The organism is Streptomyces manipurensis (assembly GCF_049570255.1).
In the GTDB taxonomy this organism is placed as follows: domain Bacteria; phylum Actinomycetota; class Actinomycetes; order Streptomycetales; family Streptomycetaceae; genus Streptomyces; species Streptomyces manipurensis.
The window spans coordinates 2,452,430-2,479,376 of sequence record NZ_CP186950.1; the positions used below are offsets into that span (position 1 = coordinate 2,452,430).

The 26,947-nt window shown below is 71.4% G+C and carries 21 protein-coding genes; 12 read left to right on the plus strand and 9 right to left on the minus strand.

Annotated features, from left to right (window positions below; genetic code table 11):
- Positions 1-49 precede the first annotated feature (49 nt).
- Positions 50-1,372: a ferredoxin reductase family protein gene (locus ACPU2J_RS11320; RefSeq protein WP_423833189.1), complete on the minus strand. Its 1,323-nt coding sequence runs from the start codon at positions 1,370-1,372 to the stop codon at positions 50-52.
- 157 nt (positions 1,373-1,529) lie between these two features.
- Between ACPU2J_RS11320 and ACPU2J_RS11325 the strand changes: the two genes are divergently transcribed.
- The 3 genes from ACPU2J_RS11325 to nirD are packed head-to-tail and all read left to right on the plus strand — an operon-like array spanning position 1,530 to position 5,651.
- On the plus strand, positions 1,530-2,795 hold the full coding sequence (locus tag ACPU2J_RS11325) for an NAD(P)/FAD-dependent oxidoreductase (protein ID WP_423833190.1): 1,266 nt from the start codon (positions 1,530-1,532) through the stop codon (positions 2,793-2,795).
- A gap of 1 nt (position 2,796) precedes the next feature.
- On the plus strand, positions 2,797-5,322 hold the full coding sequence (gene nirB, locus ACPU2J_RS11330) for a nitrite reductase large subunit NirB (RefSeq protein ID WP_423833191.1): 2,526 nt from the start codon (positions 2,797-2,799) through the stop codon (positions 5,320-5,322).
- On the plus strand, positions 5,319-5,651 hold the full coding sequence (gene nirD, locus ACPU2J_RS11335; RefSeq protein WP_365077431.1) for a nitrite reductase small subunit NirD: 333 nt from the start codon (positions 5,319-5,321) through the stop codon (positions 5,649-5,651). The genes nirB and nirD overlap by 4 nt, the downstream gene beginning before the upstream one ends.
- Positions 5,652-5,697: 46 nt before the next feature.
- Here nirD and ACPU2J_RS11340 read toward each other — a convergent pair whose 3' ends face one another.
- On the minus strand, positions 5,698-6,111 hold the full coding sequence (locus tag ACPU2J_RS11340) for a VOC family protein (RefSeq protein WP_361594621.1): 414 nt from the start codon (positions 6,109-6,111) through the stop codon (positions 5,698-5,700).
- A gap of 724 nt (positions 6,112-6,835) precedes the next feature.
- On the opposite strand from ACPU2J_RS11340, the gene ACPU2J_RS11345 reads away from it, so the two are divergent.
- Positions 6,836-7,996: an alkaline phosphatase PhoX gene (locus ACPU2J_RS11345; RefSeq protein ID WP_361594623.1), complete on the plus strand. Its 1,161-nt coding sequence runs from the start codon at positions 6,836-6,838 to the stop codon at positions 7,994-7,996.
- Positions 7,997-8,051: 55 nt separating this feature from the next.
- On the opposite strand, the gene ACPU2J_RS11350 is transcribed toward ACPU2J_RS11345, so the two are convergent.
- From ACPU2J_RS11350 to dusB, 3 genes are all read right to left on the minus strand, one after another.
- Positions 8,052-9,050, minus strand: a complete 999-nt coding sequence (locus ACPU2J_RS11350; protein WP_361594625.1) for an ArsR/SmtB family transcription factor — start codon at positions 9,048-9,050, stop codon at positions 8,052-8,054.
- 386 nt (positions 9,051-9,436) lie between these two features.
- Entirely contained in the window at positions 9,437-12,145 is a 2,709-nt protein-coding gene (gene ppdK, locus ACPU2J_RS11355; RefSeq protein ID WP_399821287.1) for a pyruvate, phosphate dikinase, read from the minus strand.
- A 364-nt stretch (positions 12,146-12,509) separates the two neighbouring features.
- Positions 12,510-13,652, minus strand: coding sequence for a tRNA dihydrouridine synthase DusB (gene dusB / locus ACPU2J_RS11360; protein WP_361594629.1), 1,143 nt, complete (start codon positions 13,650-13,652; stop codon positions 12,510-12,512).
- Between the two features lie 51 nt (positions 13,653-13,703).
- Between dusB and ACPU2J_RS11365 the strand changes: the two genes are divergently transcribed.
- The 4 genes from ACPU2J_RS11365 (at position 13,704) to ACPU2J_RS11380 (ending at position 17,917) form a co-directional block, all read left to right on the plus strand.
- Positions 13,704-15,149, plus strand: a complete 1,446-nt coding sequence (locus tag ACPU2J_RS11365) for an MFS transporter (protein WP_361594631.1) — start codon at positions 13,704-13,706, stop codon at positions 15,147-15,149.
- Between the two features lie 169 nt (positions 15,150-15,318).
- Positions 15,319-16,398, plus strand: a complete 1,080-nt coding sequence (locus ACPU2J_RS11370; protein WP_423833193.1) for an aldo/keto reductase — start codon at positions 15,319-15,321, stop codon at positions 16,396-16,398.
- Positions 16,399-16,419: 21 nt separating this feature from the next.
- Complete coding sequence (locus tag ACPU2J_RS11375) at positions 16,420-17,013, plus strand: TetR family transcriptional regulator (protein ID WP_423833194.1); 594 nt, start codon at positions 16,420-16,422, stop codon at positions 17,011-17,013.
- Between the two features lie 166 nt (positions 17,014-17,179).
- Entirely contained in the window at positions 17,180-17,917 is a 738-nt protein-coding gene (locus tag ACPU2J_RS11380) for a VC0807 family protein (protein WP_423833195.1), read from the plus strand.
- A 101-nt stretch (positions 17,918-18,018) separates the two neighbouring features.
- Here the strand turns inward: ACPU2J_RS11380 and ACPU2J_RS11385 are convergent, their stop codons facing one another.
- Positions 18,019-19,401, minus strand: coding sequence for a glycine--tRNA ligase (locus ACPU2J_RS11385; protein WP_420080843.1), 1,383 nt, complete (start codon positions 19,399-19,401; stop codon positions 18,019-18,021).
- A gap of 155 nt (positions 19,402-19,556) precedes the next feature.
- Between ACPU2J_RS11385 and ACPU2J_RS11390 the strand changes: the two genes are divergently transcribed.
- The 4 genes from ACPU2J_RS11390 to ACPU2J_RS11405 all read left to right on the plus strand — a co-directional run bounded on the left by ACPU2J_RS11390 (position 19,557) and on the right by ACPU2J_RS11405 (position 22,801).
- Positions 19,557-20,588: a metal ABC transporter substrate-binding protein gene (locus ACPU2J_RS11390; protein WP_423833196.1), complete on the plus strand. Its 1,032-nt coding sequence runs from the start codon at positions 19,557-19,559 to the stop codon at positions 20,586-20,588.
- Positions 20,589-21,407, plus strand: coding sequence for a metal ABC transporter ATP-binding protein (locus ACPU2J_RS11395; RefSeq protein ID WP_420080841.1), 819 nt, complete (start codon positions 20,589-20,591; stop codon positions 21,405-21,407).
- Positions 21,407-22,270: a metal ABC transporter permease gene (locus tag ACPU2J_RS11400; RefSeq protein WP_361596652.1), complete on the plus strand. Its 864-nt coding sequence runs from the start codon at positions 21,407-21,409 to the stop codon at positions 22,268-22,270. Before ACPU2J_RS11395 ends, ACPU2J_RS11400 begins: the two co-directional genes overlap by 1 nt.
- A gap of 102 nt (positions 22,271-22,372) precedes the next feature.
- On the plus strand, positions 22,373-22,801 hold the full coding sequence (locus tag ACPU2J_RS11405) for a Fur family transcriptional regulator (RefSeq protein WP_150519707.1): 429 nt from the start codon (positions 22,373-22,375) through the stop codon (positions 22,799-22,801).
- Positions 22,802-23,183: 382 nt separating this feature from the next.
- Here the strand turns inward: ACPU2J_RS11405 and ACPU2J_RS11410 are convergent, their stop codons facing one another.
- From ACPU2J_RS11410 to ACPU2J_RS11420, 3 genes are all read right to left on the minus strand, one after another.
- Positions 23,184-24,008, minus strand: coding sequence for an isoprenyl transferase (locus ACPU2J_RS11410; RefSeq protein ID WP_361596659.1), 825 nt, complete (start codon positions 24,006-24,008; stop codon positions 23,184-23,186).
- A gap of 11 nt (positions 24,009-24,019) precedes the next feature.
- Positions 24,020-24,766, minus strand: coding sequence for a DNA repair protein RecO (recO, locus tag ACPU2J_RS11415; protein ID WP_361596662.1), 747 nt, complete (start codon positions 24,764-24,766; stop codon positions 24,020-24,022).
- 125 nt (positions 24,767-24,891) lie between these two features.
- Entirely contained in the window at positions 24,892-26,409 is a 1,518-nt protein-coding gene (locus ACPU2J_RS11420; RefSeq protein ID WP_423833197.1) for a nucleobase:cation symporter-2 family protein, read from the minus strand.
- Positions 26,410-26,947 lie beyond the last annotated feature (538 nt).

Genomic DNA, 26,947 nt, shown 5'->3' on the forward strand with positions numbered 1-26,947 from the left:
CTCGGGAGGGAAGGGCGGGCGGGCAGCCGACGGCGGGGGCCGGGCACGGTCAGAAGGTGAAGCACTCCGCGTGGATGCGGCCGGCCGGCACCCCGGCGCACAGCAGCGCGACCCGGGTGGCCTCGGCCATCCCCGGCGGACCGCACAGGTAGACGTCGTGCTCGGCCAGGTCCGGCACCAGCGCGACGAGCGCCTGCGGAGCCAGCGGATCCCCCCAGCCCGGGACCGGGAGCCGCCCGGCCGCGGCGCCGGACGGCCCGAGCAGATAGTGCAGGCCGGCCTGCCGCTCGGCGGCGATGGCCTCCAGCTCGGCCCGCAGCACCAGCTGCTCCTCGGCCCCGGCCCGGTAGAGCAGGGTGATGTCCCCCGGTCCGCCCGGCAGCGTCTCGAACAGGGCGCGCATCGGGGTGATGCCGACCCCGCCGGCGATCAGCAGCACCTTGGGCCTGGTCCGCCGGGCGGCGGTCAGCGCCCCGAACGGCCCGGTGGCGAGGACCCGCGTACCGGGACGGAGGCGGCGGATCCGGCGGGAGTGGCCGCCCAGCCCCTTGACCGTGATCCGCAGGGTGTCGGACCGGACGGGGGCGGACAGGGAGAACGGCAGGGCGGTGGACCACAGGCCCCGCTGGAGGAAGCGCCAGCGCAGGAACTGGCCCGGCTCCGCGCGCAGCTCCGCCAGGTGCTCCCCGCGGACGACCACGGACACCACGCCGGGCCCCTCGAAGCGCACGTCGGCGACCCGCAGCGCGTGCCGCAGGGCCTGCCGTACGGGGACCACGGCGCGGTACCAGACCAGCAGCACGGCGACGACGGTGTGCGCGAGCGCCCAGAACCAGGCGACGGCGGTCAGGTCCGGTCCGGCGAGCTGGTGCACGAAGCCCAGCGCGGCGGCCACGTAGACGAGGAGGTGCACCCCGCGCCAGGTCTCGTGCGACACCCGGCGGCGCACGGCGCGGGCGGAGGTCGCGCCGACCGCGGCCAGGAGGACGGTCCCGGCCGCGGCGGCGGCTATCGCCGGGTAGCCGAGCAGCTCCCGGACGGCGCGGATCAGGTCGACGCCCTCGTGGACGGCGTAGCCGAGCAGCGCGAACAGGCCGTGCCCGAAGCAGAGGAACAGGACGTACCGGCCCCCGAACGCGTGCCAGCGGGCGAGCCGGTCGGCGCCGACCCCGTGTTCCAGGGCGGGCACCCGCGCCATCAGGAACAGCAGCACGAGGACGCCGTACCCGGCGAGCAGGCCGGTCAGATGGGCGGCGGTCGCGAACAGCGCGTCGGGCCGCGCGGAGGGCCGCACCTGCACCGCCCAGAGCAGGGCCACCACCCCCGCCCCGCCCAGAATCCCGCCCCGCACCCGCGCCGCCGCATCTCGCATACGCAGCACGCTAAGGGCCCCGCGGGCCCTGCCGGTGATCTTTAAGGCCGCCTTGAGGAAGGCCTCACCGACCCTTAAACCACGCGCTGAGGTCGGCGTTCCGTCCGGGTAACAGGCGCGATGCGGAAGGGAAACAGCGGCCCCGCACCCTCGGGTCATGACCTCGGAACAGCGTGTGGTGGTGATCGGCGGCGGCCTCGCGGGCCTGCGACTCGCGCAGCGGCTGGGACCCGTCGCCGCGGTGACCGTCCTCGGCGAGGAGACCCGCGTCCCGTACAACAGGGTTCTGCTCGCCGAGGTCCTCGCCGGCCGCTACGCGCCGGAGGTGACGGCCCTGCCCGCGCCCGGTCCGGTCCTGCGGCGCGGGGTCCGGGCGGTGCGGATCGACCGGGCGGAGCGGGCCGTGCACTGCGACGACGGCACGGTCGCCCCGTACGACACCCTGGTCCTGGCCACCGGTTCCAACGCGGTGCTCCCGCCGCTGCGCGGCCTGTTCGAGCCCGGCGGCCGGGACCTCCCGGACGGGGTGCACGCCTTCCGCACGATGGACGACTGCCTCGCCCTGTCGGCCGCCGTACGCCCCGGCGTACGGGCGGTGGTGATCGGCGGGGGCCTGCTCGGCGTCTCGGCGGCCCGGGCACTCGCCGTGCGCGGAGCGGCCGTGGTCCTGGCCCAGCAGGGCGAGCGCCTGATGGAACGCCACCTGGACGCCGACGCCTCCGCCCTGCTGGCGACGCACCTGACCGGACTCGGCGTGGAGATCCACACGGAGTGCCGGGTCCGGGGGCTCGTGACCACGCGAACGCCTGCGGCCGCCCCGGCGGCCCCCGGGACACGGCACGGCACGGACACTCCGCGCGGGGTCACCCACGTCGAACTCGCCGACGGCTACCGGCTGGACGCCGACCTCGTCGTCCTCGCGTGCGGCGTCCGCCCCCGCACCGGCCTCGCCGAGGCCGCCGGCCTGGAGGTCCGCACCGGGATCGTGGTCGACGACCACCTGCGCACCGGCGACCCGCACGTCCACGCCGTCGGCGACTGCGCAGAGCACGCCGGGCAGGTGTACGGCCTGGCCGGGGCCGCCCTGGAACAGGCCGACGCCCTCGCCGCGATCCTCGCCGGGACCCCCGCCCCGTACACCGGCACCCGCGCCCTGACCCGCCTCACCCTCGGCGGAGCGGGGAGCGGCCACCTCGACCTCGCCGCCTTCGGGGAGACCACGCCCCGCCCCGGCGACGACGTGGTCCGCCTCGCCGACGCCACCCGGCGGACCTACCGGAAGGTCGTCCTGCGCGGCGACCGGCTCGTCGGCGGAGTGCTGCTCGGCGAACTCTCCACGGTGGGGGCCCTCGCCCGCACCTGGGAGGGCGGCGAAGCCCCGCACGACCTGTTCCACCTGCTCACCGACGACGGAGGCCACTGACATGACCGAGCCCACGCCCACGATCGTGCTCATCGGGCACGGCATGGTCGGCCAGCGCTACCTCGAAGCGCTCGCCGAGCGCGGGGCCACCGCCACGCACCGGATCACCGTGCTCTGCGAGGAGCCCCGGCCCGCCTACGACCGCGTGCACCTGACCTCGTACTTCTCCGGCAGCACCCCCGAGGACCTGTCCCTGACGCCCGCCGGGTTCATGGAGGAGCACGGCATCGCCCTCCACCTCGGCGACCCGGCCGAGCACATCGACCGCGCCGCCCGCACCGTCACCTCACGCTCCGGGCGGGTGTTCCCGTACGACGTGCTGGTCCTCGCCACCGGCAGCCACCCCTTCGTGCCGCCCGTCCCCGGCAAGGACGCCCCCGGCTGCTTCGTCTACCGCACCATCGAGGACCTCCTCGCCATCGAGGAGTACGCGCAGGGCAGGACCACCGGCGCGGTCGTCGGCGGCGGGCTGCTCGGGCTGGAGGCCGCCGGCGCCCTGCAAGGCCTCGGCCTCGCCACCCGCATCGTCGAGTTCGCCCCGCGCCTGATGCCCGTGCAGGTCGACGAGGGCGGCGGCGCGGCCCTGCTGCGCACCATCGAGTCCATGGGACTCACCGTCCACACCGGAGTCGGCACCCAGGAGGTGCTGACCGGCGAGGACGGACGGGTCGGCGGCATGCTGCTCTCCGACGGCTCGACCGTCGACACCGACCTCGTCGTCTTCTCCGCGGGCGTCCGGCCCCGCGACCAGCTGGCCCGCGCGGCGGGGCTCGACGTCGGGGAGCGCGGCGGCATCGCCGTGGACGCCCGCTGCCGCACCTCCGACCCGTACGTGTACGCCATCGGCGAGTGCGCCCTCGCCGTCGACGGCCGCGTCTACGGCCTGGTCGCCCCCGGCTACGAGATGGCCGAGACCGCCGCGGACGACCTGCTGGGCCGCGCCAAGGAGTTCACCGGAGCCGACCTCTCCACCAAGCTGAAGCTGCTCGGCGTGGACGTGGCCTCCTTCGGCGACGCCCACGGCACCGCCCCCGACAGCCTCGACGTGGTCTGGTCCGACTCCCGCTCCGGCGTCTACAAGAAGCTGGTGGTCTCCCCCGACGGGGTCCTCCTCGGCGGCGTCCTCGTCGGCGACGCCGACGCCTACGGCCTGCTCCGCCCGCTCACCGGCAGCGTCCCGCCCGTCGCCCCCGAACAGCTGGTCCTGCCCGCGGGCGTCGGCGCGCCCGTCGCGCTCGGCCCGTCCGCCCTGCCCGACGACGCGGTGATCTGCTCCTGCCACAACGTCACGAAGAAGGCCATCACCGCCTGCTCCACCCTCCCCGAGGTCAAGAAGTGCACCAAGGCGGGTACCGGCTGCGGCAGTTGCCTCAAGGTGATCGGGCAGCTGCTGCCCGCCGCCGCCGACCCGGGGCTGTGCGGCTGCTTCCCGCACACCCGGGCCGAGCTGTACGAGATCGTCCGCACCCGCCGGCTCACCTCGTACGAGCAGCTCCTCGACGGACACGGCCGGCCCGAGGCCCGCGGCAGCGACGGCTGCGAGGTCTGCAAGCCCGCCGTCGGCTCGATCATCGCCTCGCTCGCGGCGACCCTGGGGGCCAGCGGCTACGTCCTGGACGGGGAGCAGGCCGCCCTCCAGGACACCAACGACCATTTCCTGGCGAACCTGCAGCGCAACGGCTCCTACTCGGTCGTCCCGCGCATCCCCGGCGGCGAGATCACCCCGGACCGGCTGATCGTGATCGGCGAGGTGGCCCGCGACTTCGGCCTCTACACGAAGATCACCGGAGGTCAGCGGATCGACCTGTTCGGCGCGAGCGTGGACCAGCTCCCCCGCATCTGGGCACGGCTCGTCGACGCCGGCTTCGAGTCGGGGCACGCCTACGGCAAGGCCCTGCGGACGGTGAAGTCCTGCGTGGGGCAGACCTGGTGCCGCTACGGCGTCCAGGACAGCGTGCGCATGGCCATCGACCTGGAGCTGCGCTACCGGGGACTGCGCGCCCCGCACAAGCTCAAGTCTGCGGTGTCGGGCTGCGCCCGCGAGTGCGCGGAGGCGCAGAGCAAGGACTTCGGGGTCATCGCGACGGCGAGCGGCTGGAACCTCTACGTGGGCGGCAACGGCGGCGCCACCCCGCGCCACGCCGACCTCCTCGCCCAGGACCTGTCGGACGCCGAACTGGTCCGGCTGATCGACCGGTTCCTGATGTTCTACATCCGCACCGCCGACCGGCTGGAGCGGACCTCCACCTGGCTGGAGCGGATGGAGGGCGGCCTCGGCCACCTGCGGGACGTGGTGGTCCACGACTCGCTCGGGCTGTGCGCGGAGCTGGAGGCCCTGATGGCCGACCACGTGGCGCACTACCGCGACGAGTGGGCCGAGACGCTCCAGGACCCCGAGCGGCTGCGCCGGTTCGTGTCCTTCGTCAACGCGCCCGGCGCGCCCGACCCGACCGTGAAGTTCGTCCCCGAACGCGACCAGGTCAAGCCCGACCTGGCCGTCCTGACCGTGGAAGGTGTCGCACGATGACCGTGGAACTCCGGGTGGCGCAGGGCTGGCTGACGGTGTGCGAGCTGTCCGCGCTGGTCCCCGGGCGGGGGGTGGCGGCGCTGCTGCCCGACGGGAGCCAGGCCGCGGTCTTCGTCGACCGCGCGGGGCGTGCGTACGCCATCGGCAACCGGGACCCCTTCACCGGCGCGCAGGTGCTCTCGCGCGGGCTGGTGGGGGCCGTGGCGGGCCGGCCGTTCGTGGCCTCGCCCCTGCTCAAGCAGCGCTTCGACCTGGAGTCGGGGCGCTGCCTGGACGACGAGGAGGTGGCGGTCCGGACCTATCCGGTGCGGACCGCCGCGACCTCCTGAGGGAGCGCGGCCTCCCGGTGGGAGCCGCCTCCCGGCGGGGCGGGGCTCAGCCCTGCTGCTGCACCATGGACGGGTCCATCCACATGATCTCCCAGGTGTGGCCGTCCAGGTCGTCGAAGGCACGGCCGTACATGACGCCGTGGTCCTGGGCCGGCCGGGGCTCGGTGGCGCCGGCCGCGACGGCCCCGTTGACCAGCTCGTCGACCGCGGCGCGGCTCGGGGCGCTCAGACACAGGAGCACCTCGGAGGTCTTCGTCGCGTCCGCGATCTCCTTGTGGGTGAAGTCCTTGTAGCGGGCCTCGCTCAGCAGCATCGCGACGATGGTGTCGCTGATGACCATCGAGGCGCAGTTCTCGTCGGTGAACTGGGCGTTGAAGGTGTAGCCCAGCTTGCTCCAGAAGGCCTTGCTGGCGTCCAGGTCCTTGACCGGCAGGTTGACGAAGATCATCGTGGCGGACATCGGGGTCCCTCATCTCTCGTGTGCGGTGCGTGCTGCCCTGTGCTCGCTGCTCAGTGCCCGTGCTCAGTGCTTGTGAGGGGTAGACCGCGGCCCCCCGGAAAACTCATCGCTCCGCCGGAGAATTTTTTCGCCCAGCTCTCCCTGGGGAAGGAAGTGCAGGTCAGGGCGGTGGGGGCGGTCCCTCAGTCGTCCCGGAGCGGTCGGCGGGACCGACGGCGAGCCACGGGCGGCCGGCAGACCGCCCCCGCGGGTCCGGGTGAGACTTTCGGCCCAAACCCCGGAGGCCCGGACAGGCCGAAAAATGCCGCCCGCGCCCGACCGTGCCCGCCCCTGCGGCCCGGCGGGCCCGCCGGGCCGGTCACGGTCGGCAACGTCCGTACCGCTGATTTCACCCTGCGCGCCCGCCGCCGCGGGAAATCGGTCTCCCCCGGCCGGAACGGCGCCGGCAGCCGCGGCATTGTGCTGTCCCGGCCCACGGGAACGGCCTCTCGCCCGGGTGTGAACAAGCCGCGGGGAACTGGCCGAAGCCGATGCCGTGGGGCCCGTACGGCCTTCCGGAAAGAGCTCCCGGCACGCCGAAATCGGCGCCGCAGGATTGAACCCCGGCCGGTCGCCCGGGCGTAATGAGGAATTGGCGCCACGGCAACGGGCGCCTCCTAGGTTCCTCGACGCGTGCGACCCCGCGTCCGACCGGCCGCGGGGCCTTCCTCCCACAGGAGTGACCGTGGAACGTCGTACCTTCCTGCGCGGCGCAGTGATCGGTTCGTCGGCCGCCGCCTTCGGCGGCACCTTGATGCGCGGGGCGGCCTACGCGGCCCCGGCCCAGCCCGGCGCCGGCCCCTACGGGGCCCTCGGCGCGGCCGACGCGAACGGCATCATGCTCCCCGGCGGCTTCACCAGCAGGGTGATCGCCCGCTCGGGCCAGACCGTCAGCGGTACCTCGTACACCTGGCACAACGCCCCCGACGGCGGCGCCTGCTACGCCGACGGCTCGGGCTGGATCTACGCGTCCAACTCGGAGATCAACCCCTCCGGCGGCGCGAGCGCGGTGCGGTTCGACTCCTCCGGCACGGTCACCGGCGCCTACCGGATCCTGTCCAACACCCGGCAGAACTGCGCGGGCGGCAAGACCCCGTGGAACACCTGGCTGTCGTGCGAGGAGGTCGACCGCGGCTTCGTCTACGAGGCCGACCCGTACGGCGTGAACGCCGCCGTCCAGCGCCCGGCGATGGGCCGCTTCAAGCACGAGGCGGCCGCGGCGGACCCGGTCCGCAAGGTGATCTACCTGACCGAGGACGAGAGCAGCGGCTGCTTCTACCGCTTCGTCCCCACCACCTGGGGCAACCTCTCCTCCGGCACCCTCCAGGTCCTCAAGGCCGGAACGGCCACCTCCGGCTCCTTCACCTGGCAGAACGTCCCCGACCCGGACGGCTCCCCCACGGCGACCCGCAGCCAGGTCTCGGGCTCGAAGAAGTTCAACGGCGGCGAGGGCTGCCACTACGCCAACGACACCGTCTGGTTCACCACCAAGGGCGACAACCGGGTCTGGCAGCTCAACCTCGCGAACAACACCTACGAGCTGGCCTACGACGACTCCCTCGTCCCCGGCGGCGCGGCGCCTCTGACGGGCGTCGACAACGTCACCGGCTCCTCCTACGGCGACCTGTACGTCGCGGAGGACGGCGGCACCATGGAGATCTGCGTGATCACCCCGGACGACGTGGTGGCGCCCTTCCTGCGGATCACCGGCCAGTCCTCCTCCGAGATCACCGGCCCGGCCTTCTCCCCCGCGGGCAACCGGCTCTACTTCTCCAGCCAGCGCGGCACGAGCGGCAGCTCGTCCGGCGGCATCACCTACGAGGTGACCGGCCCCTTCCGCGTCTGACCCGCCCGCACCGCGGCGCCCCGGCGGGTACGGACCCGCCGGGGCGCCGCCGCGTTCAGGACGCCACGGCCCCGCCCTTCAGCAGCGCGGCCCCCAGCGGCGTCACCGTGTGCAGGACGGCGTTGCCCCGGCGCAGGGTGGTCACCAGGCCCGCCTCGCGCATCACGCAGGCGTGCTGGCTCGCCGAGGCCAGCGAGACGCCCGCCCGGCGGGCCAGCTCGCTCGTCGTCGCGCCGTCCCCTATGGCCCGCAGCACCACCGAGCGGGTGTGCCCGACCAGCTTGCCCAGCGTGCGCTGGCGCTGCTCCTCCGCGGGCCGGGCCGACGGCCCGTCCGCGGGCGCGGAGGCGAGCTGCGCGGCCGCCGGGTAGACGAGCACGGGCGGCAGCTCGGGGTCGTGCAGGGTGACCGCGGTGCGCCGGCAGAAGAAGGACGGCTGGAGCAGCAGCCCCCGCCCGCGCAGCCGGACGTCACGGTCCACCGGGTAGTCGCACTCCAGCACCGGAGCCCGCCAGCGCAGCATCGGCGGCAGCGAGTCGAGCAGCTCGTCGGCGCCGCCGTCGAGCAACGCGCGGCCGCGTGCCGCCCGTTCGGCTTCTATCTGGGCCTGTATGTGGGTCCAGTACGGCTCCACGGCGGCCCGGTGATAGGCGCGCAGCTCTCCCAGCAGCCTGGGCAGGTGCTTGGCCCCGCCGTCCATGAAGTCCCGCAGGCGCGGGGACATCGGCGCACCGGCGGACAGCAGCTGGAGCTCGCGGCGCATGCGGTCGGGACGGATCCCGCGCAGCGCGTCGAGGGCCACGTCCCACCCGTACTGCCCCTCCACGGGGGTCAGGAAATCCGGGAAATAACCGCGACTCGGTATGAGCATACCGAGGGTGCGTGTTTCACTATTCAACCTGCTCCGGGTTTCAGTACGCCATTCACCGAACAACCGGGCGTCACGCCGGTCTCTTAAGCGATGAAAGCTGAGAATCGTTTCCCACAACGCATCGGGACGCCCTGCCATCCGTACGCGTGCCAGGTCCACTCCAGTGAAATGGATACGCAGCACCGAACCCCCACCTGTGCAACCGCAATCCCCCCGCTCCATGAGTATGCACGCAGTCACACGTGGTCACCACGCCCTTTCGGCCACAGTTGAAACCCCTTTCGGCGAGGGCGTGACAACCGAAATCCTGTACTCCGCCGGGCACACTCCGGTGCGACCGAAACGCTCCGCGAAGGCCGTGGGGGGCTTTGCGGGGCCTGGCGGTCGGTCGCACCGGGAAGCGCCGACGTGCCCGGCAGAATGACAGCGGCGGTGGACGGGTGGGGATCCGTCCACCGCCTGCTGGCGTAAAGATTTGTTGAACAACGGAAAATAGGCGCGCCTGCCCCCGGGCAGTCAGGGAACCCGGGGACAGGCGCGGTCTATGGGGCCCGCGGCGGGGCCTGGGGTCAGCGGCTGTCGCTGCCCTTCGCCTCGGCGGCCGCACGGCCGGCCTCCAGGCGCGCCACCGGAATCCGGAACGGCGAGCAGGAGACGTAGTCGAGGCCGACCTCGTGGAAGAAGTGGACGGACTCGGGGTCGCCGCCGTGCTCACCGCAGACGCCGAGCTTGAGGTCGGGGCGGGTGGCCCGGCCCTGCTGGACCGCGTGGCGCACGAGGGAGCCGACGCCGTCCTTGTCGATGGTCTCGAACGGCGAGACCCCGAAGATGCCCTTCTCCAGGTACGCGGTGAAGAAGCTGGCCTCCACGTCGTCGCGGGAGAAGCCCCACACCGTCTGCGTCAGGTCGTTGGTGCCGAAGGAGAAGAACTGCGCGGCCTCGGCGATCTGGGCGGCCGTCAGGGCGGCGCGCGGCAGCTCGATCATGGTGCCGATGGAGAGCTTGAGGCTGGTGCCGGTGGCGGCCTCGACCTCGGCGATGACCGCGTCGGCCTCCTCGCGGACGATCTCCAGCTCCTGGACGGTGCCCACCAGCGGGATCATGATCTCGACCCGCGGGTCGCCCTTGGCGTTCACGCGCTCGGCCGCAGCCTCGGCGATCGCCCGGACCTGCATGGCGAACAGGCCGGGGATGACCAGTCCGAGGCGGACGCCGCGCAGACCCAGCATCGGGTTCTGCTCGTGCAGCTTGTGGACGGCCTGCAGCAGGCGCAGGTCGTTCTCGTTGGCGTCCTTGCGGGACTCGGCGAGGGCGACGCGGACCGACAGCTCGGTGATGTCGGGCAGGAACTCGTGCAGCGGCGGGTCGAGCAGGCGGACGGTGACGGGCAGGCCGTCCATCGCCTCGAACAGCTCGATGAAGTCCTTCTTCTGCAGCGGCAGGAGGGCGCTGAGGGCCTGCTCGCGCTCGCCGTCGGTGTCGGCCAGGATCAGGCGCTCGACCATCTCGCGGCGCTCACCGAGGAACATGTGCTCGGTGCGGCACAGGCCGATGCCCTGGGCGCCGAAGCGGCGGGCGCGCAGCGCGTCCTCGGCGTTGTCGGCGTTGGCGCGGACGCGCAGCCGGCGGACGCGGTCCGCGTAGGCCATGATCCGGTGCACGGCCTGGACCAGCTCGTCGGCGTCGTCGGCGCCGGCGTGCATGCGGCCCTCGAAGTACTCGACGACCGGGGAGGGTACGACGGGTACCTCACCGAGGTAGACCTTGCCGGTGGAGCCGTCGATGGAGACGACGTCGCCCTCTTCGATGACCGTCTCGCCGACCGTCATCCGGCGGCGCTTGGTGTCGACGTCGAGCTCCTCGGCGCCGCAGACGCAGGTCTTGCCCATGCCGCGGGCGACGACGGCGGCGTGCGAGGTCTTGCCGCCGCGCGAGGTCAGGATGCCCTCGGAGGCGATCATGCCGTCCAGGTCGTCGGGGTTGGTCTCGCGGCGGATCAGGATGACCTTCTCGCCGGAGCGGGACCACTTGACGGCCGTGTAGGAGTCGAACACGGCCTTGCCGACGGCGGCGCCCGGAGAGGCGGCGATGCCGCGGCCGAGCAGCTCGGTCTTCGCGTTCTCGTCGAAGCGCGGGAACATCAGCTGGGCGAGCTGGGCGCCGTTGACGCGCTGGAGCGCCTCGGCCTCGTCGATCAGGCCCTGGTCCACCAGCTGGGTCGCGATGCGGAAGGCCGCGCCCGCCGTGCGCTTGCCGACGCGGGTCTGGAGCATCCACAGCTGGCCGCGCTCGATGGTGAACTCGATGTCGCAGAGGTCCTTGTAGTGGGTCTCCAGCGTCTCCATGATCGTCATGAGCTGGTCGTAGGAGGCCTTGTCGATGGTCTCCAGGTCCGCGAGCGGCACGGTGTTGCGGATGCCCGCCACGACGTCCTCGCCCTGCGCGTTCTGCAGGTAGTCGCCGTAGACGCCCTGGTGGCCGCTGGCGGGGTCGCGGGTGAAGGCGACGCCGGTGCCGGAGTCCGGGCCGAGGTTGCCGAAGACCATGGAGCAGACGTTGACCGCGGTGCCCAGGTCGCTGGGAATGCGCTCCTGGCGGCGGTAGAGCTTGGCGCGGTCGGTGTTCCACGAGTTGAAGACGGCCTCGACGGCGAGGTCCATCTGCTCGCGGGCGTCCTGCGGGAACTCGCGGCCGGCTTCCTTGGCGACGATCTTCTTGAAGGCCGCGACCAGCTTCTTGAGGTCGGCGGCGTCGAGGTCGGTGTCGACCGTGACCTTCTTGGCGGCCTTGGCCTCGTCGAGGGCGTCCTCGAAGAGCTCGCCCTCGACGCCGAGGACCGTCTTGCCGAACATCTGGATCAGGCGGCGGTAGGAGTCCCACGCGAAGCGCTCGTCACCGGCCTGGGAGGCGAGGCCGGTCACGGACTCGTCGGAGAGGCCGATGTTCAGGACGGTGTCCATCATGCCGGGCATGGAGAACTTGGCGCCGGAACGCACGGAGACCAGCAGCGGGTCGTCCGACTGACCGAGCTTCTTGCCCATCTTCGCCTCGAGGGCGGCCAGGTGGGTGCTGACCTCGTCGCGCAGCGCGGCCGGGGCCGAACCGCTCTCGAGGTAGACCTTGCAGGCCTCGGTGGTGATGGTGAAGCCGGGAGGGACCGGGAGGCCCAGGTTGGTCATCTCGGCGAGGTTGGCACCCTTGCCACCGAGAAGGTCCTTGAGGTCGCGGTTGCCCTCGGTGAAGTCGTAGACGAACTTCTGATCTTTGTTTTCCGACACGGGTCTCGACTCCTCGAGGCTCGGTGGCTGCCCTGACGGCCAGGAACATACCCAGATCGAAGGCTTCTGGGTACGTCCACTTGGTCGTCATACGGCTGTAACCACCCGTGCGCCAGCAGATCGAAAGTAACTCATGGGTAATCAGAATGTACGAAGAGCGTTCACATCCCGAACACGGAGAGCTCGTTCGAGGCTTGATATCGCTCGGATGAGCGATCATCGATCCATTTGCGTTCAAGTGTTGAACACACAAAGGGTGGCACCCAGTGCCACCCTTTGAAAGTCTTACCCGTGACTTTGCCGCTCATCTGAGCGAAACCCTTCCCATGCGTGGCGTATATCACGCACCACGGAGGGCGATTTGTCAGCCTCCGGAGGTGTCCAGTTCCGCGTCCTCGCTCACACCGGCGCAGTCGTACGGGTCCTTCAGCCAGCCGTCCGGCAGGACAACTCGGTTGTTTCCGGACGTCCGACCGCGCGGACCGTCGGCACTCTCGGGCCAGGCTTGATCCAGATCGAGCTCGCTCAGATGAGCGTCGAGCTCGGCCAGGGACGAGGTGACCGCCAGTTTCTTGCGCATCTCGGAACCGACCGAGAAGCCCTTGAGGTACCAGGCCACGTGCTTACGGAAGTCGATCACCCCGCGCGTCTCGTCGCCGATCCACTCCCCCAGCAGCTGGGCGTGCCGGAGCATGGTCGCGGCGACCTCGCGCAGGGCCGGCTTGTGGAAGTCCTCCGGACGGCCCTCGAAGGCCGCCACCAGGTCGTTGAACAGCCACGGCCGCCCCAGGCAGCCCCGGCCCACCACGACCCCGTCGCAGCCCGTCTCGCGGACCATGCGCAGGGCGTCCTCGGCGCACCAGATGTCGCCGTTGCCCAGTACCGGTATCTCCGGCACGTGCTCCTTCAGCCGTGCGATGGCGTCCCAGTCCGCCGTGCCGCCGTAGTGCTGCGCCGTGGTCCGGCCGTGCAGGGCGATGGCGGTGACGCCCTCCTCGACGGCGATCCGGCCGGCGTCGAGGTAGGTGAGGTGGTCGTCGTCGATGCCCTTGCGCATCTTCATGGTGACCGGCAGGTCGCCGGCGCCCGCAACGGCCTCGCGCAGGATCGCGCGCAGCAGGTTCCGCTTGTACGGCAGCGCCGAGCCGCCGCCCTTGCGGGTGACCTTGGGGACCGGGCAGCCGAAGTTGAGGTCGATGTGGTCGGCCCGGTCCTCTTCGACGATCATGCGGACGGCCTTGCCGACCGTCACGGGGTCGACCCCGTACAGCTGAATCGACCGGGGCTTCTCGGTCTCGTCGAAGTGGATCAGCTGCATGGTCTTCTCGTTGCGCTCGACCAGGGCGCGGGTCGTGATCATCTCGCTCACGAACAGCCCCTTGCCGCCCGAGAACTCCCGGCAGAGGGTACGGAACGGGGCATTGGTGATGCCGGCCATGGGCGCGAGCACCACCGGGGGCTGCACGGTGTGCGGGCCGATCGCGAGGGGCTGAGGGAGCGTGGTCATCCGCCCATTGTCCCGCATGCCGAGGGGGTCGGGCGGACGTAGCATCGGCGCATGATCGAGCCGAGTCACCGGCAGCGCATGCTCGTCCTGGCGATCTGCTGCATGAGCCTGCTCATCGTCAGCCTCGACAACACCGTGCTCAACGTCGCCCTCCCGTCGATGAGCCGTGAGCTGCACGCGTCGGTCGCGGGGCTGCAGTGGACCATCGACGCGTACACCCTCGTGCTGGCCTCGCTGCTGATGCTGGCGGGCTCCACGGCCGACCGGATCGGCCGGCGCAAGGTGTTCGTCGCCGGGCTGGTCGCCTTCACCCTGGGCTCCCTGCTGTGCTCGCTGGCCCCGAGCCTCGAATGGCTCATCGTCTTCCGCATGGTGCAGGCGGTCGGTGGCGCCATGCTCAACCCGGTGGCGATGTCGATCATCACCAACACCTTCACCGACCCGGGTGAACGGGCCCGGGCCATCGGCGTGTGGGGGGCGGTCGCGGGCGTGTCCATGGCCGCCGGCCCGCTGGTGGGCGGCCTGCTGGTGGACACCGTGGGCTGGCGCTCGATCTTCCTGGTCAACCTGCCGATCGGGGTGGCCGCGCTCGCGCTGACCCTGCGGCACATCCCCGAGTCCCGGGCCGCCCGGCCGCGCCGCCCCGACCCGGTGGGCCAGTTGCTGGTCATCGCACTGCTGGGCAGTCTGACGTACGGGATCATCGAGGGCCCGGCCGAGGGCTGGCGCTCCCCGCTGATCCTGGGCTGCGCGCTGGTGGCGGTCGCCTCCCTCGTGGGGCTGGTCCGGTACGAGCGGCGGCGCGAGGAACCCCTGATCGACCTGCGGTTCTTCCGGAGCGCCCCGTTCAGCGGCGCCAACGTGATCGCGGTCAGCGCCTTCGCCGGGCTGGCCGGCTTCCTCTTCCTGAACACCCTCTATCTCCAGGACGTCCGGGGACTCAGCGCGCTGGAGGCCGGGCTGTACATGCTGCCGATGGCCGTCCTGACCACCTTGTTCGCCCCGTTGTCGGGCCGGCTGGTGGCCAGCCGGGGGCCGCGGATCTGCCTGCTGATCGCGGGCGTGGCGATGGGCGGCAGCGGGCTGATGTTCGCCCTCTTCGAGGCGGAGACCTCCACGCCGCTCCTCTTCACCGGATACGTCCTCTACGGCCTCGGGTTCGGCATGGTGAACGCGCCCGTCACGAACACGGCGGTCTCCGGGATGCCGCGCTCGCAGGCGGGGCTCGCGGCGGCCATCGCCTCCACCAGCCGGCAGACCGGCAGCACCCTGGGCGTGGCCGTGATCGGCTCCGTCCTGGCGGCGGGCCTGGCGGACGGCTCGGGCTTCTCCTCGGCGGCGCAGCCGGCCTGGTGGATCATCGCGGTCAGCGGCCTGCTCGTCCTGGTGGTGGGCGCCGCGACCAGCGGGAGCTGGGCCCGGGCCACGGCGGAGCGCACCGCCCGCACCCTGGAGCCGGCCGGGCCTCCCGCGGAGACCGGCGCGCCGCGCGCCTGAGCCTCCCTCTCACCCGCGTCCCACCCCTCTTCCCCCACTCCCCTCACTCCCCTCACTCCCCTTTCGCGGAGCGGCGGTGCCGAGCGGGCTTCCCACCGTGCCGCACGGCACCACACACTGACGAGTGACAGATATTGAAATCTGTCACTCGTCATGCCATTCTCGTTCCATGACCACGCACGAGACGCACAAGAGCAGCTCCACGACCACCACGACCACCGCTTCCGACCCCTCGGCCCGGCAGCGCCTGGGCCGCACGGGCCCCTCCGTCTTCCCGATCGGACTGGGCTGCATGGGGATGTCCGCCCTCTACGGGGAGGCGGACCGCGCGGAGTCGCTCGCGACCATCCACGCCGCTCTGGACGCGGGCGTGACCCTGCTCGACACCGGCGACTTCTACGGCATGGGCCACAACGAACTGCTGATCAACGAAGCCCTGCGCACGGCGCCCGCCGAGGCCCGCGAGAAGGCGCTGACCAGCGTGAAGTTCGGAGCGCTGCGCACCGTCGAGGGAGGCTTCACCGGCTACGACGGCCGGCCCGAGGCAGTGAAGAACTTCCTCGCCTGCTCCCTCCAGCGGCTCGGCCGCGACCACATCGACATCTACCGGATCGCCCGCGTCGACCCGGAGGTGCCCATCGAGGAGACCGTCGGGGCCATCGCCGAGGCCGTCCAGGCCGGGCACGTCCGCCACATCGGCCTCTCCGAGGTGGGCGCCGACACCATGCGCCGCGCCGCGGCGGTGGCGCCGATCGCCGACCTCCAGATCGAGTACTCCCTGATCTCGCGCGGCATCGAGGAGGAGATACTCCCGACCGCGCGCGAGCTCGGCATCGGCGTCACCGCGTACGGGGTGCTCTCCCGCGGCCTGATCAGCGGGCACTTCAGCCGGGACCGGGAGCTCGCCCCGGGCGACTTCCGCGGCATGAGCCCCCGCTTCCAGGGCGAGAACCTCGGCCGGAACCTCGATCTGGTCGACGCCCTGCGCAAGGTCGCCGAGGACAAGGGCGTGAGCGTCGCCCAGACGGCCATCGCCTGGGTGCTCGCCCAGGGGCCGCGCCACGGCGCGGACATCGTGCCGCTGGTGGGTGCCCGGCGCCGGGACCGGCTCGCCGAGGCACTGGGTGCCATGAACGTCACCCTGAGCGCCGAAGACCTGAACGCCGTCGAGGCCGCCGTACCGGCCGGATCCGCGGCCGGCGAGAGGTACCCGGCGGCGCAAATGGCCCACCTCGACAGTGAGCACTGAGCTGGCGGTACGGTCGTACCCATGCCACCCGCTGCCTCCGAGCCCCTGACCCCCGAGCGCATCCTCGAGACCACCGAGGAGGTGCTGCGCCGCTTCGGCCCGACCAAGGCGACCGTGGTGGACGTGGCCCGCGCCCTCGGCGTCAGCCACGGCAGCGTCTACCGGCACTTCCCCTCGAAGGCCGCGCTGCGCGAGGCCGTCACGGACCGGTGGCTCGCCAAGAGCGTGGTCATGCTGGAGGAGATCACCTCGGCCCCGACCGGGAGCGCCCCCTCCAAGCTGGAGGCCTGGCTGGAGGCGCTGTTCGAGGCCAAGCGCCACAAGGCCGGCGACGACCCGGAGCTGTTCGCCACGTACACGGTGCTCCTCGCCGAGAACAGCGGGACGGTGGACCAGCACCTGACGGAGCTGATCGACCAGCTGACCCGGATCATCGCCCAGGGGGTGGCCGACGGCTCACTGGCGGCCCCGGACGTGCCGGCCGCGGCCCGTGCGGTCTTCGACGCCACCGGCCGGTTCCACGACCCGCAGTACGCGGCGGAGTGGTCCTCCCCCACGATCATCACCGAGTTCGAGGCGGTCACCTCGCTGGTGATCCGCGGTCTGCGGGCCTGACTGACTCCGCCCGGAGTGCCAGGAGCGTCCCGGAACGCCCGGCGGGATCCCGGCGGTTCTTCGCGAACGCTTGGTGATCGCTTTGATCCCCCTGGGTTGCCCGCGCCCCGCCGAGGTCCCTACGGTCCCCCTACCGCACGGCATCAGACACGACTCGGGGGGAACCGTGTCCGGACAGGACGTACAGCAGGACGTACAGACAGAACAGGCCCCGGCGGCTGAACGGCCCGCGCCGCCGGCGCGCTCGCGCGGCGCCGCCGCCCTGGGCTGGGTCATGACCATCGGGCTCAACGTGATCGCGCCGATCATCACCTACCACCAGCTGCGCGACCACGGATTCGGCGAGTTCCAGGCGCTGTTGATCAGCAGCGCCTGGCCGGTCCTCGACAGCGCGATCCATCTGGCCTGGCGCCGCAAGGTCGACGAGTTCGCCGTCGTCACCCTGGTGTTCCTGGTGATCACCGCCGCGGTCTCGCTGATCGGCACCCACTCGGCGCGGGCCCTGCTGATCAAGGACTCGGGCGTGACGGGCCTCTTCGGCCTGTTGTGCCTCGCGACCCTGCTGGGGCCGCGCCCGCTGATGTTCTACTTCGGCCGCAAGTTCGCGACCGACGGCACGCCCGCGAGCACCGCCTGGTGGAACGGGCTGTGGCAGTACGAGGGATTCCGCCGGTCGATGACCGTGATGACGGCCGTCTGGGGCGTGGTCTACCTCGTCGAGGCGGGGGTCCGGATCGTCCTGGCCTACGTCGTGGACACGGACACGATGGTCGTGGTCAGCCCGGTCATGGTCTACGTCGTCCTCGGCTGCCTCGGGGTGTGGACGGCCCTGTACGGCAAGCGGTCCCAGGCCGAGGGAGAGCGGCGGGCGGCCGCCGCGGCCGCCGGGACCCCGCCGGCCTGACCCGCGCCCGGCCGGTCCGGCCTGGTCCGGCCTGGTCCGCAACGACCGGTGGCCCGGTGCGCAGTGTGCGCACCGGGCCACCGGTCGTTCGTGCGGGGCCGTCAGCAGCCGAGCAGGCGGCTGCCGAGGTAGGTCTGGATCTGGTCCAGGGAGACACGCTCCTGCTTCATGGTGTCGCGCTCGCGCACGGTCACCGCGTTGTCGTCCAGGGTGTCGAAGTCGACGGTGACGCAGAACGGCGTGCCGATCTCGTCCTGGCGGCGGTAGCGGCGGCCGATGGCGCCCGCGTCGTCGAACTCGATGTTCCAGTTCTTGCGCAGGTCGGCGGCGAGGCCCTTGGCCTTCGGCGACAGCTGCGCGTTGCGGGACAGCGGCAGGACGGCGACCTTGATCGGGGCCAGGCGCGGGTCCAGGCGCATCACGGTGCGCTTCTCCATGACGCCCTTGGCGTTGGGGGCCTCGTCCTCGTTGTACGCGTCGAGCATGAAGGCGAGCATGGCGCGGTTCACGCCGGCCGCCGGCTCGATGACGAACGGGGTGTAGCGCTCGCCCGCCTCCTGGTCGAAGAAGGAGAGGTCCTGGCCGGAGGCCGCGGAGTGCGCCTTGAGGTCGTAGTCGGTGCGGTTGGCGACGCCCTCGAGCTCGGAGAACTCACTGCCACCGAAGTTGAAGCGGTACTCGATGTCGGCGGTGCGCTTCGAGTAGTGGGACAGCTTCTCCTTCGGGTGCTCGTACCAGCGGATGTTCTCCTCGCGGATGCCGAGGTCGCGGTACCAGTTCCACCGCTCCTGCATCCAGTACTCCTGCCACTGCTCGTCCTCGCCGGGCTTGACGAAGAACTCCATCTCCATCTGCTCGAACTCGCGCGTGCGGAAGATGAAGTTGCCCGGGGTGATCTCGTTGCGGAAGGACTTGCCCATCTGCGCGATGCCGAAGGGCGGCTTCTTGCGCGAGGTGACCTGGACCTGGGCGAACTGCGTGAAGATGCCCTGCGCGGTCTCGGGGCGCAGGTACGCCTTGGAGCCGGTGTCCTGGGTCGGGCCGAGGTGGGTCTCCAGCATGCCGGAGAACTGCTTGGGCTCGGTGAACTGGCCCTTCACACCGCAGTGGGGGCAGTTGACGTCGGCCAGGCCGTTGGCGGGGAGGCGGCCGTGCTTGGCCTCGTACGCCTCTTCCAGGTGGTCGGCGCGGTGGCGCTTGTGGCAGGAGGTGCACTCGGTCAGCGGGTCCGAGAAAGTGGCGACGTGGCCGGAGGCCACCCAGACCTCGGGGGCCAGGATCACGGACGAGTCGAGACCGACGACGTCCTCACGCCCGGTGACCATGGCCTTCCACCACTGGCGCTTGATGTTCTCCTTGAGCTCGACACCCAGCGGACCGTAATCCCAGGCAGCCCGGGAGCCGCCGTAGATCTCACTGCAGGGGAAAACGAAGCCACGGCGCTTGCTCAGGCTGACGATGGTGTCGATCTTGTCGGCGGCCACGGTGCTCTCTTCATTACGAGGACGAACGGCGAAGCCCTTAGGTTACCGGCGCCCGCACCCCCCCTTTCAAATCGGTTCCCCTTCCCCGCCTGCCCGCCCGGGCCTCCCACCTGGGTTTTTGACAACCGTTTCCATCTTTGATGAAAATGGATGTCATGAACGTACGACGCCTCATACCCACCGCCGCCCTCGCCGGAGCCGTAGCCCTCGGCGCCACGGCCCTGACCGCCTGCTCCGGAGCGAGCGCCGCGGGCGGCGAGGACGGCAAGCTCGGCGTGACGGCGTCGTTCTACCCGCTGCAGTACCTGGCCGAGCAGATCGGCGGGAACCACGTCCGGGTCACCACCCTCACCAAGCCGGGGGTCGAGCCGCACGACCTGGAGATCACCCCGCGCCAGGCCGTCCAGCTCTCCGCGGCCGACGTCGTCCTCTACCTCAAGAAGCTCCAGCCCGCCGTCGACAAGGCCGTCGCCCAGGCCGGCGTGAAGAACACCGTCGACGCCGCCACCCTCACCACGCTGGAGAACCACGGCGCCTCCGGCCACGACCACGGCGGCGAGCCCGCCCACGGCGAGGAGGGCCACGCCCACCAGGACGGCGACGAGCACGCCGCGCACCCCGAGCACGCCGAGGGGGAGCACGACGGGCACGCGCACGGCGAGGCCGGCGAGGACCCGCACGTCTGGCTCGACCCCACCAAGTACGCGGAGATCGCCAAGGGCGTGGGCGCGGCCCTGGAGAAGGCCGACCCCCATCACGCGGCGGACTACCGCAAGAACACCGACGACGTCGTGGGCCGGCTGACCGCCCTGGACGGCGAGTTCAAGGACGGCCTGAAGGACACGGCCTCCAAGACCTTCATCACCACCCACTCCGCCTTCGGCTACCTCGCCGAGCGCTACGGCCTGGACCAGGAGTCCATCTCCGGCGTCGACCCCGAGTCCGAGCCGAGCCCGGCCCGCATGCGGGAACTCCAGACCTTCGCCAGGCAGGAGAATGTCTCGACCGTGTTCTTCGAGACGCTGGCCAGCGACAAGACGGCCAAGGCGCTCGCGTCGGACACCGGACTGAAGACCGACGTCCTCGACCCGCTCGAGGGAATCACCGACAAGTCCCAGGGCGCTGACTACTTCGAGGTCATGCGGTCCAACCTGAAGAACCTCCAGAAGGCGCTCGGAGCCAAGTAGATGACAGCAGCAACGGAGGCGCGAGCCATGCAGTCCACGCCGCCGCAGGCAGCGGACCAGCCCGTCATATCCCTGCGCGGGGCCACGGCCTCGCTCGGCTCGCGCCCCGTGCTGCGCGGGGTCGACCTGACCGTCCACCGCGGCGAGGTCGTCGCGCTCCTCGGCGCCAACGGCTCCGGCAAGTCCACGGCCGTGCGCGCCGTGGTCGGGCAGGTCCCGCTGACCGACGGCAGCCTGTCCCTCTTCGGCACCGAGTTCCGGCGCTTCCGCGACTGGTCGCGCATCGGGTACGTCCCCCAGCGCACCACCGCCGCCAGCGGGGTCCCGGCCACCGTCCGCGAGGTCGTCTCCTCCGGCCGGCTGGCCCGCTCCCGCTTCGGGCTGCTGCGCAAGGCCGACCGGGCCGCCGTCGACCGGGCCCTCACCCTGGTCGGCATGGAGTCGTACGCCGAGGCCTCCGTCAACGCCCTCTCCGGCGGCCAGCACCAGCGCGTGCTCATCGCCCGGGCGCTCTCGGTCGAGCCCGAACTCCTGATCATGGACGAGCCGATGGCGGGCATCGACCTCGCCAACCAGGAGGTCCTCGCGAACGCCGTCCGCGAACAGACCGCGGCCGGCACCACCGTCCTGCTCGTCCTGCACGAACTCGGCCCGCTGGAGCCCCTGATCGACCGCGCCGTCGTCCTGCGCGACGGCTGCGTCGTCCACGACGGCCCGCCGCCGGAGGCCGTCGGCCAGCACGCCCTGCCGGGCCACGACCACGTACACCCCCACGCGGCGCACGACGCCGAGCCCCTGCGGACGGGACTGCTGAGCTGATGGAACTCCTCGATTCCCCCCTGATGGTGCGCGCGCTGGTCGCGGCCGCCCTCGTGGGCGTCACGGCGCCCGCGATCGGCACGTACCTCGTGCAGCGCCGCCAGGCCGTCATGGGCGACGGCCTCGGCCACGTCGCCATGACCGGTGTCGCGCTGGGCTTCGTCCTGCACACCAGCCCGGTGTGGATGGCCACCCTCGTCGCCGTGCTCGGCGCGGTCGGCATGGAGTTCATCCGCTCCCGGGGGAAGACCAGCGGCGACGTCGCGCTCGCCATGCTCTTCTACGGCGGCCTGGCGGGCGGCGTGATGATCATCAACGTCGGCGGCGGCTCGAACCTGGACCTCCTCAGCGCCATGTTCGGCTCGATCACCACGGTCACCCCGTCCGACGTGACCGCCGTCGTGATCCTCACCGCGTTCGTCCTCGCCGTCACCGTCGGCCTGCGCCGGCAGCTCTTCGCCGTCTGCCAGGACGAGGAGTTCGCCCGGGTCACCGGTCTGCCCGTGCGCGCCCTGAACCTGCTGATCGCGATCACCGCCGCGATCACCGTCACCGTCGCGATGCGGATCGTGGGCCTGCTGCTCGTCAGCGCCATGATGGTGATCCCGGTCGCGGCCGCCCAGCGCGTCACCCGCGGGTTCACCGCCACCCTCTCGCTCTCCATGGCGATCGCCCTGGTGGTCTCCCTGTCCGGCACGGTCACCACGTACTACATCGACGCACCGTCCGGCGCGACGATCGTGCTGCTCGCGATCGGCGTCTTCATGGTGATGACGGCCCTGTCCGCGCCCCTGGCCCGGCGCCGCGCCGCGGCGGCCCGCGTGGCCGAAGAGGTGTGCACCCGGGACGACGTCAAGGTGTAGGGGGCCGGCGGACCGGGCCGCTCCGGCCATGATCCGCCGGACACCCCCGAGGGGGCTCGGCCGCCTGGCACAATGGCGGCAGGCCGATACGAGGAGGAACCGGTGGCGACTGCGCCTGGCGAGACGAATACCGCGCCAGTACGAGGACGATCCACCCGGCAGCGCGCCGCAGTGGCGGCGGCGCTGGACGAGGTGGACGAGTTCCGCAGCGCCCAGGAACTCCACGACATGCTCAAGCACCGTGGCGACTCCGTGGGCCTGACCACCGTCTACCGCACGCTGCAGTCGCTCGCGGACGCCGGTGAGGTCGACGTGCTGCGCACCAGCGACGGCGAGTCCGTCTACCGCCGCTGCTCCACCGGCGATCACCACCACCACCTGGTCTGCCGCAAATGCGGCAAGGCCGTCGAGGTGGAGGGCCCGGCCGTGGAGAAGTGGGCCGAGTCGATCGCGGCGGAGCACGGCTACGTGAACGTCGCCCACACCGTGGAGATCTTCGGCACCTGCGCCGACTGCGCCGCCGCGGGCTGACCGGCCCGGCCGGCCGTCTCCCGCCGCTCCGGACGGTGTCCGGGCGGATGTCCGCGCGGTGCCGGCCAGAGCCGCCGCAGGTGCGCGTCCAGGAGCGCCCTCAGGGCATGACGAACGTGTCGGCGGTCTCCACGTACCGCGGCGGCGCCGCCCAGTCCACGCGCGTCTCGCTGTCCGCCGAGGTCAGCCGGACGCCCGAGCCGTCCACGACCGTCCGGGTCTCCCCCGTCTCCTCCAGCAGCCCGCGGAAGGCCCGGGCCCGGAGCGCTCGACGGTCCGCTCGTCCCGCAGGACCGCCCGGTCATTCGTGTTCATGACAGCGGACCCTACCGGCGGGCCGGGTCCGTGCCACGGACCGGTCCCGGCCCGTGGCAGGGAGAGCTCAGGCCGAGGCGCCCGGCTCCGGCTGGTTGGGGACGGCGCCGCCGAAGCGGCGGTCGCGCTGGGCGTACTCCAGGCAGGCCTGCCAGAGGTTGCGCCGGTCGAAGTCCGGCCACAGCACGTCCTGGAAGACCATCTCGGCGTACGCGCTCTGCCAGATCAGGTAGTTGGACGTGCGCTGCTCGCCGCTCGGGCGCAGGAACAGGTCGACGTCCGGCATGTCCGGGTAGTAGATGTACTTGGCGAAGGTCTTCTCGTTGACCTTCGACGGGTCCAGCCTGCCGGCCGCCACGTCGCGGGCGATGGCCTGCGCCGCGTCGGCGATCTCGGCGCGGCCGCCGTAGTTCACGCAGAAGTACAGGGTCATGGCGTCGTTGTCGACGGTCTGCTCCTGCGCGATCTGGAGCTCCTGGACGACCGACTTCCACATCTTCGGCATCCGGCCGACCCAGCGGATGCGGATGCCCAGCTCGTTCATCTCGTCGCGGCGGCGGCGGATGACGTCGCGGTTGAAGTTCATGAGGAAGCGCACCTCGTCGGGCGAGCGCTTCCAGTTCTCCGTCGAGAAGGCGTACAGGGAGAGATTCTTGACGCCCATCTCCAGGCAGCCCTTGAGCACGTCGAGCACGACGCCCTCGCCGACTTTGTGCCCCTCGGTGCGCGGCAGCCCGCGCTCCTTCGCCCAGCGGCCGTTGCCGTCCATGACGACGGCGACGTGGTTCGGGACCAGCTCGCCGGGGATCTTCGGCGGGACCGCACCGGAGGGGTGCGGCTCGGGAACCTTGTACTCCCGGCGAGAGCGTCCCAGAATCCCGCGTCGTGCCATGTGCCCAGCTCCTATTTCTCGACGTATCGCAGGGAGCGTAGCCCGCGCTCCAGATGCCAGTGCAAGTAGGCGGAGACCAGCCCGCTGCCCTCCCGCACGTGGCGTGCAGCGCACGCGTCGGCGTACCCCCAGTCGCCCGTCAGCAGCGCGCTGAGCAGGGCGATGGCCTCCGACGAGGGTACGACGCTGCCGGGCACCCGACAGTCGCCGCATATCACCCCGCCCGCGGCGACGGAGAAGTGCCGGTTCGGGCCGTGGATGCCGCACTTCGCGCAGTCCTCGAAGCTGGGCGCGTAGCCGTTGACGGCGAGGGAGCGCAGCAGGAAGGCGTCGAGGATGAGGTGCGGTTCGTGTTCGCCGCGGGAGAGGGTGCGCAGGGCTCCGACGAGGAGGAGGTACTGCTGGACGGAGGGTTCGCCCTCGTTCTCGGTGAACCGCTCGGCGGTCTCCAGCATGGCGGTGCCGGCGGTGTAGCGGGCGTAGTCGGTGACGATGCCGTTGCCGTACGGGGCGATGATCTCGGTCTGGGTGCACAGCGGGAGGCTGCGGCCGACCAGCTCGTTGCCGCGGGCGAAGAACTGCACGTCGGCATGGGAGAAAGGTTCCAGCCGGGCCCCGAACTTGGACTTGGTGCGGCGCACCCCGCGGGCGACCGCCCGCACCCGGCCGTGGCCCCGGGTCAGCAGCGTGATGATGCGGTCCGCCTCACCCAGCTTCTGGGTGCGCAGCACGATGCCGTCATCACGGAACAGACTCATGGGCCCATTGTCTCCTGTACGGGGACCCGCCCGGGGACGGCCCCGGGCGGGGACGGCGCGGGGACAGCCCGGACCCCCCGCCCGGACGCGGGGTCCGGGCGAGGGGTCGGCACCCCTTGGGAGGATCAGGGAGCGGACGGCGAGGGGGCCGCGTCGCCCGCCTTCTCGGCGCCGGGCACGGGGGCCGACGCCTGGACCGGGACCACCGCGGAGATCCCCTCCGCCCCGGCCCCGGTGCCCGGGCCGGACGCGGTGTCCGGCGCGGCCGCGGGCGCACCGTGCGCGTCGTCCCCGGCCAGGCCGTTGAAGATCAGGTTCAGGACGATGGCCGCCGTGGCGCCGAGCGTGACACCGCTGTTGAGCAGCGAGGACAGGTCCGCGTCCATGTGCTTGGTGAAGAACACCGGGACGGTGGCGGGCAGCAGGGCGAAGGCGAGGGAGACGCCGACGATCAGGGCGTTCTTCTCCTCCTTGAGGTCCACCTTGCCCAGGGTCTGGATGCCGGCGAGGGCGACCATGGCGAACATGACGGTCGCGGCGCCGCCGAGGACCCCGTGCGGGACGGCGGCGACGATCGCGGCGGCCTTGGGCAGCAGACCCAGGATGATCATGAACACACCGGCGGCGACGACCACGAAGCGGCTCTTCACCTTCGTCATCCGCACCAGGCCGACGTTCTCGGCGAAGGCGACGTACGGGAAGGAGTTGAGGGCGCCGCCGAGGGCGGTGGCGGCGCCGTCGGCGCGCAGGGCGCGGGCGACGGTCTCGCTGTCGACCTCCTTGCCGACGATGTCGCCGACCGCGTAGGTGTCACCGGTCGTCTCGACCATGGTGATCAGCATGACGATGAGCATCAGGACGATCGGGAACCACTCGAACTTCGGGACGCCGAAGTGGAAGGGGGTGGTGACGCCGATCCAGTCGGCGTCGCCCACGCCGCCGAACTTGGCGTCGCCGAGCAGGAAGGCGACCGCGGTGCCGGCCACCAGGCCGAGGAGGATCGCGATGCTGGAGAGGAAGGGCTTGCCGATCTTCATCAGGACGAGGATGAAGAGCATCGTGCCGCCGGCGTAGGCGAAGTTCTTGGGCTCGCCGAAGTCGGGGCTGCCGAGGCCGCCCGCGGCGTCGTTGAGCCCGACCGGGATCAGGACGATGCCGAGGACGGTGATCACCGTACCGGTGACGACCGGCGGGAAGAGCCGCATGACCGTCCTGAACGCCTTGGCGGGCAGCCAGGCGAACGCGAAGGTGGCGATGCCCGCCGTGATGACGGCGCCGTAGATGACCAGCAGGGCGGCGGTCCCGCCGCCGGCCCCGAGGCCTATGGCGATCATGGGCGAGACGGCGGTGAACGTCACGCCCTGGATCAGCGGCAGGCGCGCGCCGACGCGGCCGATGCCCCAGGCCTGGATGATCGAGGCGATACCGCAGGTGAAGAGGTCCGCGTTGATCAGGTAGACCAGCTGTTCGGGGCTCAGCTTGAGCGCGCTGCCCACGATGATCGGGACGATCACCGCGCCGGCGTAGAAGGCGAGTACGTGCTGGAATCCGTACAGCGCGAGCCTGGGAACGGGGAGCACCTCGTCGACCGGGTGGGTGCTCTGCTTTCCGTCGTCGGAAAGCCGGGCGGCGACACGTGCCATCTCAGCCTTGCCCTTCACGGTAGGTAAGTGAGAGGAGATCTGGTTGTCCCTGGGCGGAGTGGGTCGCTATCCCGTTGGTCCGCCGGGGTTGTCAGGGCGTTCACGTGGATCGAAGTACCGCCGTGTTACAGGCGACGTCTCGGCGTGTGACCGGAATTGAACGCCTGTGGGGGGCCTCACAGGTATCGTCGACTTCCACAAATTGTTGACCCTGGGGACGGGCAGTTCTGTAGATTTCTCCAGTGGCGGAGCCCCTGGCGCGGGAGTATGCGACGACCGGCCCGGAGGGATGTATTCCGGCCACGTGGGCGTGAAGTGTCCCCACCCTGAGCTGCGCCGACAGGCTTCGCGGGCGTTCGGGCGCGCACAACCGAAAGGCCCGCTCCGGCCTGCTGGAGAAGGCCGGAACGGGCCCGGAGCCATCGGCTCCGTGGTGCGCGAAGTGTTCACCAGGCGAGATGCGGGGCGCCACGAGGTCGGATCGTTACCTCTGGCGGGGCCGGTTCCGGCCGGATTTCGTACGGCGTCGCACGGCTAC

Excerpts from the sequence above, each read along its gene's own strand:
- ACPU2J_RS11320 (WP_423833189.1), bottom strand. The coding sequence starts at position 1,372 with ATGCGAGATGCGGCGGCGCGGGTGCGGGGCGGGATTCTGGGCGGGGCG.
- ACPU2J_RS11325 (WP_423833190.1), top strand. The coding sequence starts at position 1,530 with ATGACCTCGGAACAGCGTGTGGTGGTGATCGGCGGCGGCCTCGCGGGC.
- nirB (WP_423833191.1), top strand. The coding sequence starts at position 2,797 with ATGACCGAGCCCACGCCCACGATCGTGCTCATCGGGCACGGCATGGTC.
- nirD (WP_365077431.1), top strand. The coding sequence starts at position 5,319 with ATGACCGTGGAACTCCGGGTGGCGCAGGGCTGGCTGACGGTGTGCGAG.
- ACPU2J_RS11340 (WP_361594621.1), bottom strand. The coding sequence starts at position 6,111 with ATGTCCGCCACGATGATCTTCGTCAACCTGCCGGTCAAGGACCTGGAC.
- dusB (WP_361594629.1), bottom strand. The coding sequence starts at position 13,652 with ATGACCACGCTCCCTCAGCCCCTCGCGATCGGCCCGCACACCGTGCAG.
- ACPU2J_RS11365 (WP_361594631.1), top strand. The coding sequence starts at position 13,704 with ATGATCGAGCCGAGTCACCGGCAGCGCATGCTCGTCCTGGCGATCTGC.
- ACPU2J_RS11370 (WP_423833193.1), top strand. The coding sequence starts at position 15,319 with ATGACCACGCACGAGACGCACAAGAGCAGCTCCACGACCACCACGACC.
- ACPU2J_RS11375 (WP_423833194.1), top strand. The coding sequence starts at position 16,420 with ATGCCACCCGCTGCCTCCGAGCCCCTGACCCCCGAGCGCATCCTCGAG.
- ACPU2J_RS11390 (WP_423833196.1), top strand. The coding sequence starts at position 19,557 with ATGAACGTACGACGCCTCATACCCACCGCCGCCCTCGCCGGAGCCGTA.
- ACPU2J_RS11395 (WP_420080841.1), top strand. The coding sequence starts at position 20,589 with ATGACAGCAGCAACGGAGGCGCGAGCCATGCAGTCCACGCCGCCGCAG.
- ACPU2J_RS11400 (WP_361596652.1), top strand. The coding sequence starts at position 21,407 with ATGGAACTCCTCGATTCCCCCCTGATGGTGCGCGCGCTGGTCGCGGCC.
- ACPU2J_RS11410 (WP_361596659.1), bottom strand. The coding sequence starts at position 24,008 with ATGGCACGACGCGGGATTCTGGGACGCTCTCGCCGGGAGTACAAGGTT.
- recO (WP_361596662.1), bottom strand. The coding sequence starts at position 24,766 with ATGAGTCTGTTCCGTGATGACGGCATCGTGCTGCGCACCCAGAAGCTG.
- ACPU2J_RS11420 (WP_423833197.1), bottom strand. The coding sequence starts at position 26,409 with ATGGCACGTGTCGCCGCCCGGCTTTCCGACGACGGAAAGCAGAGCACC.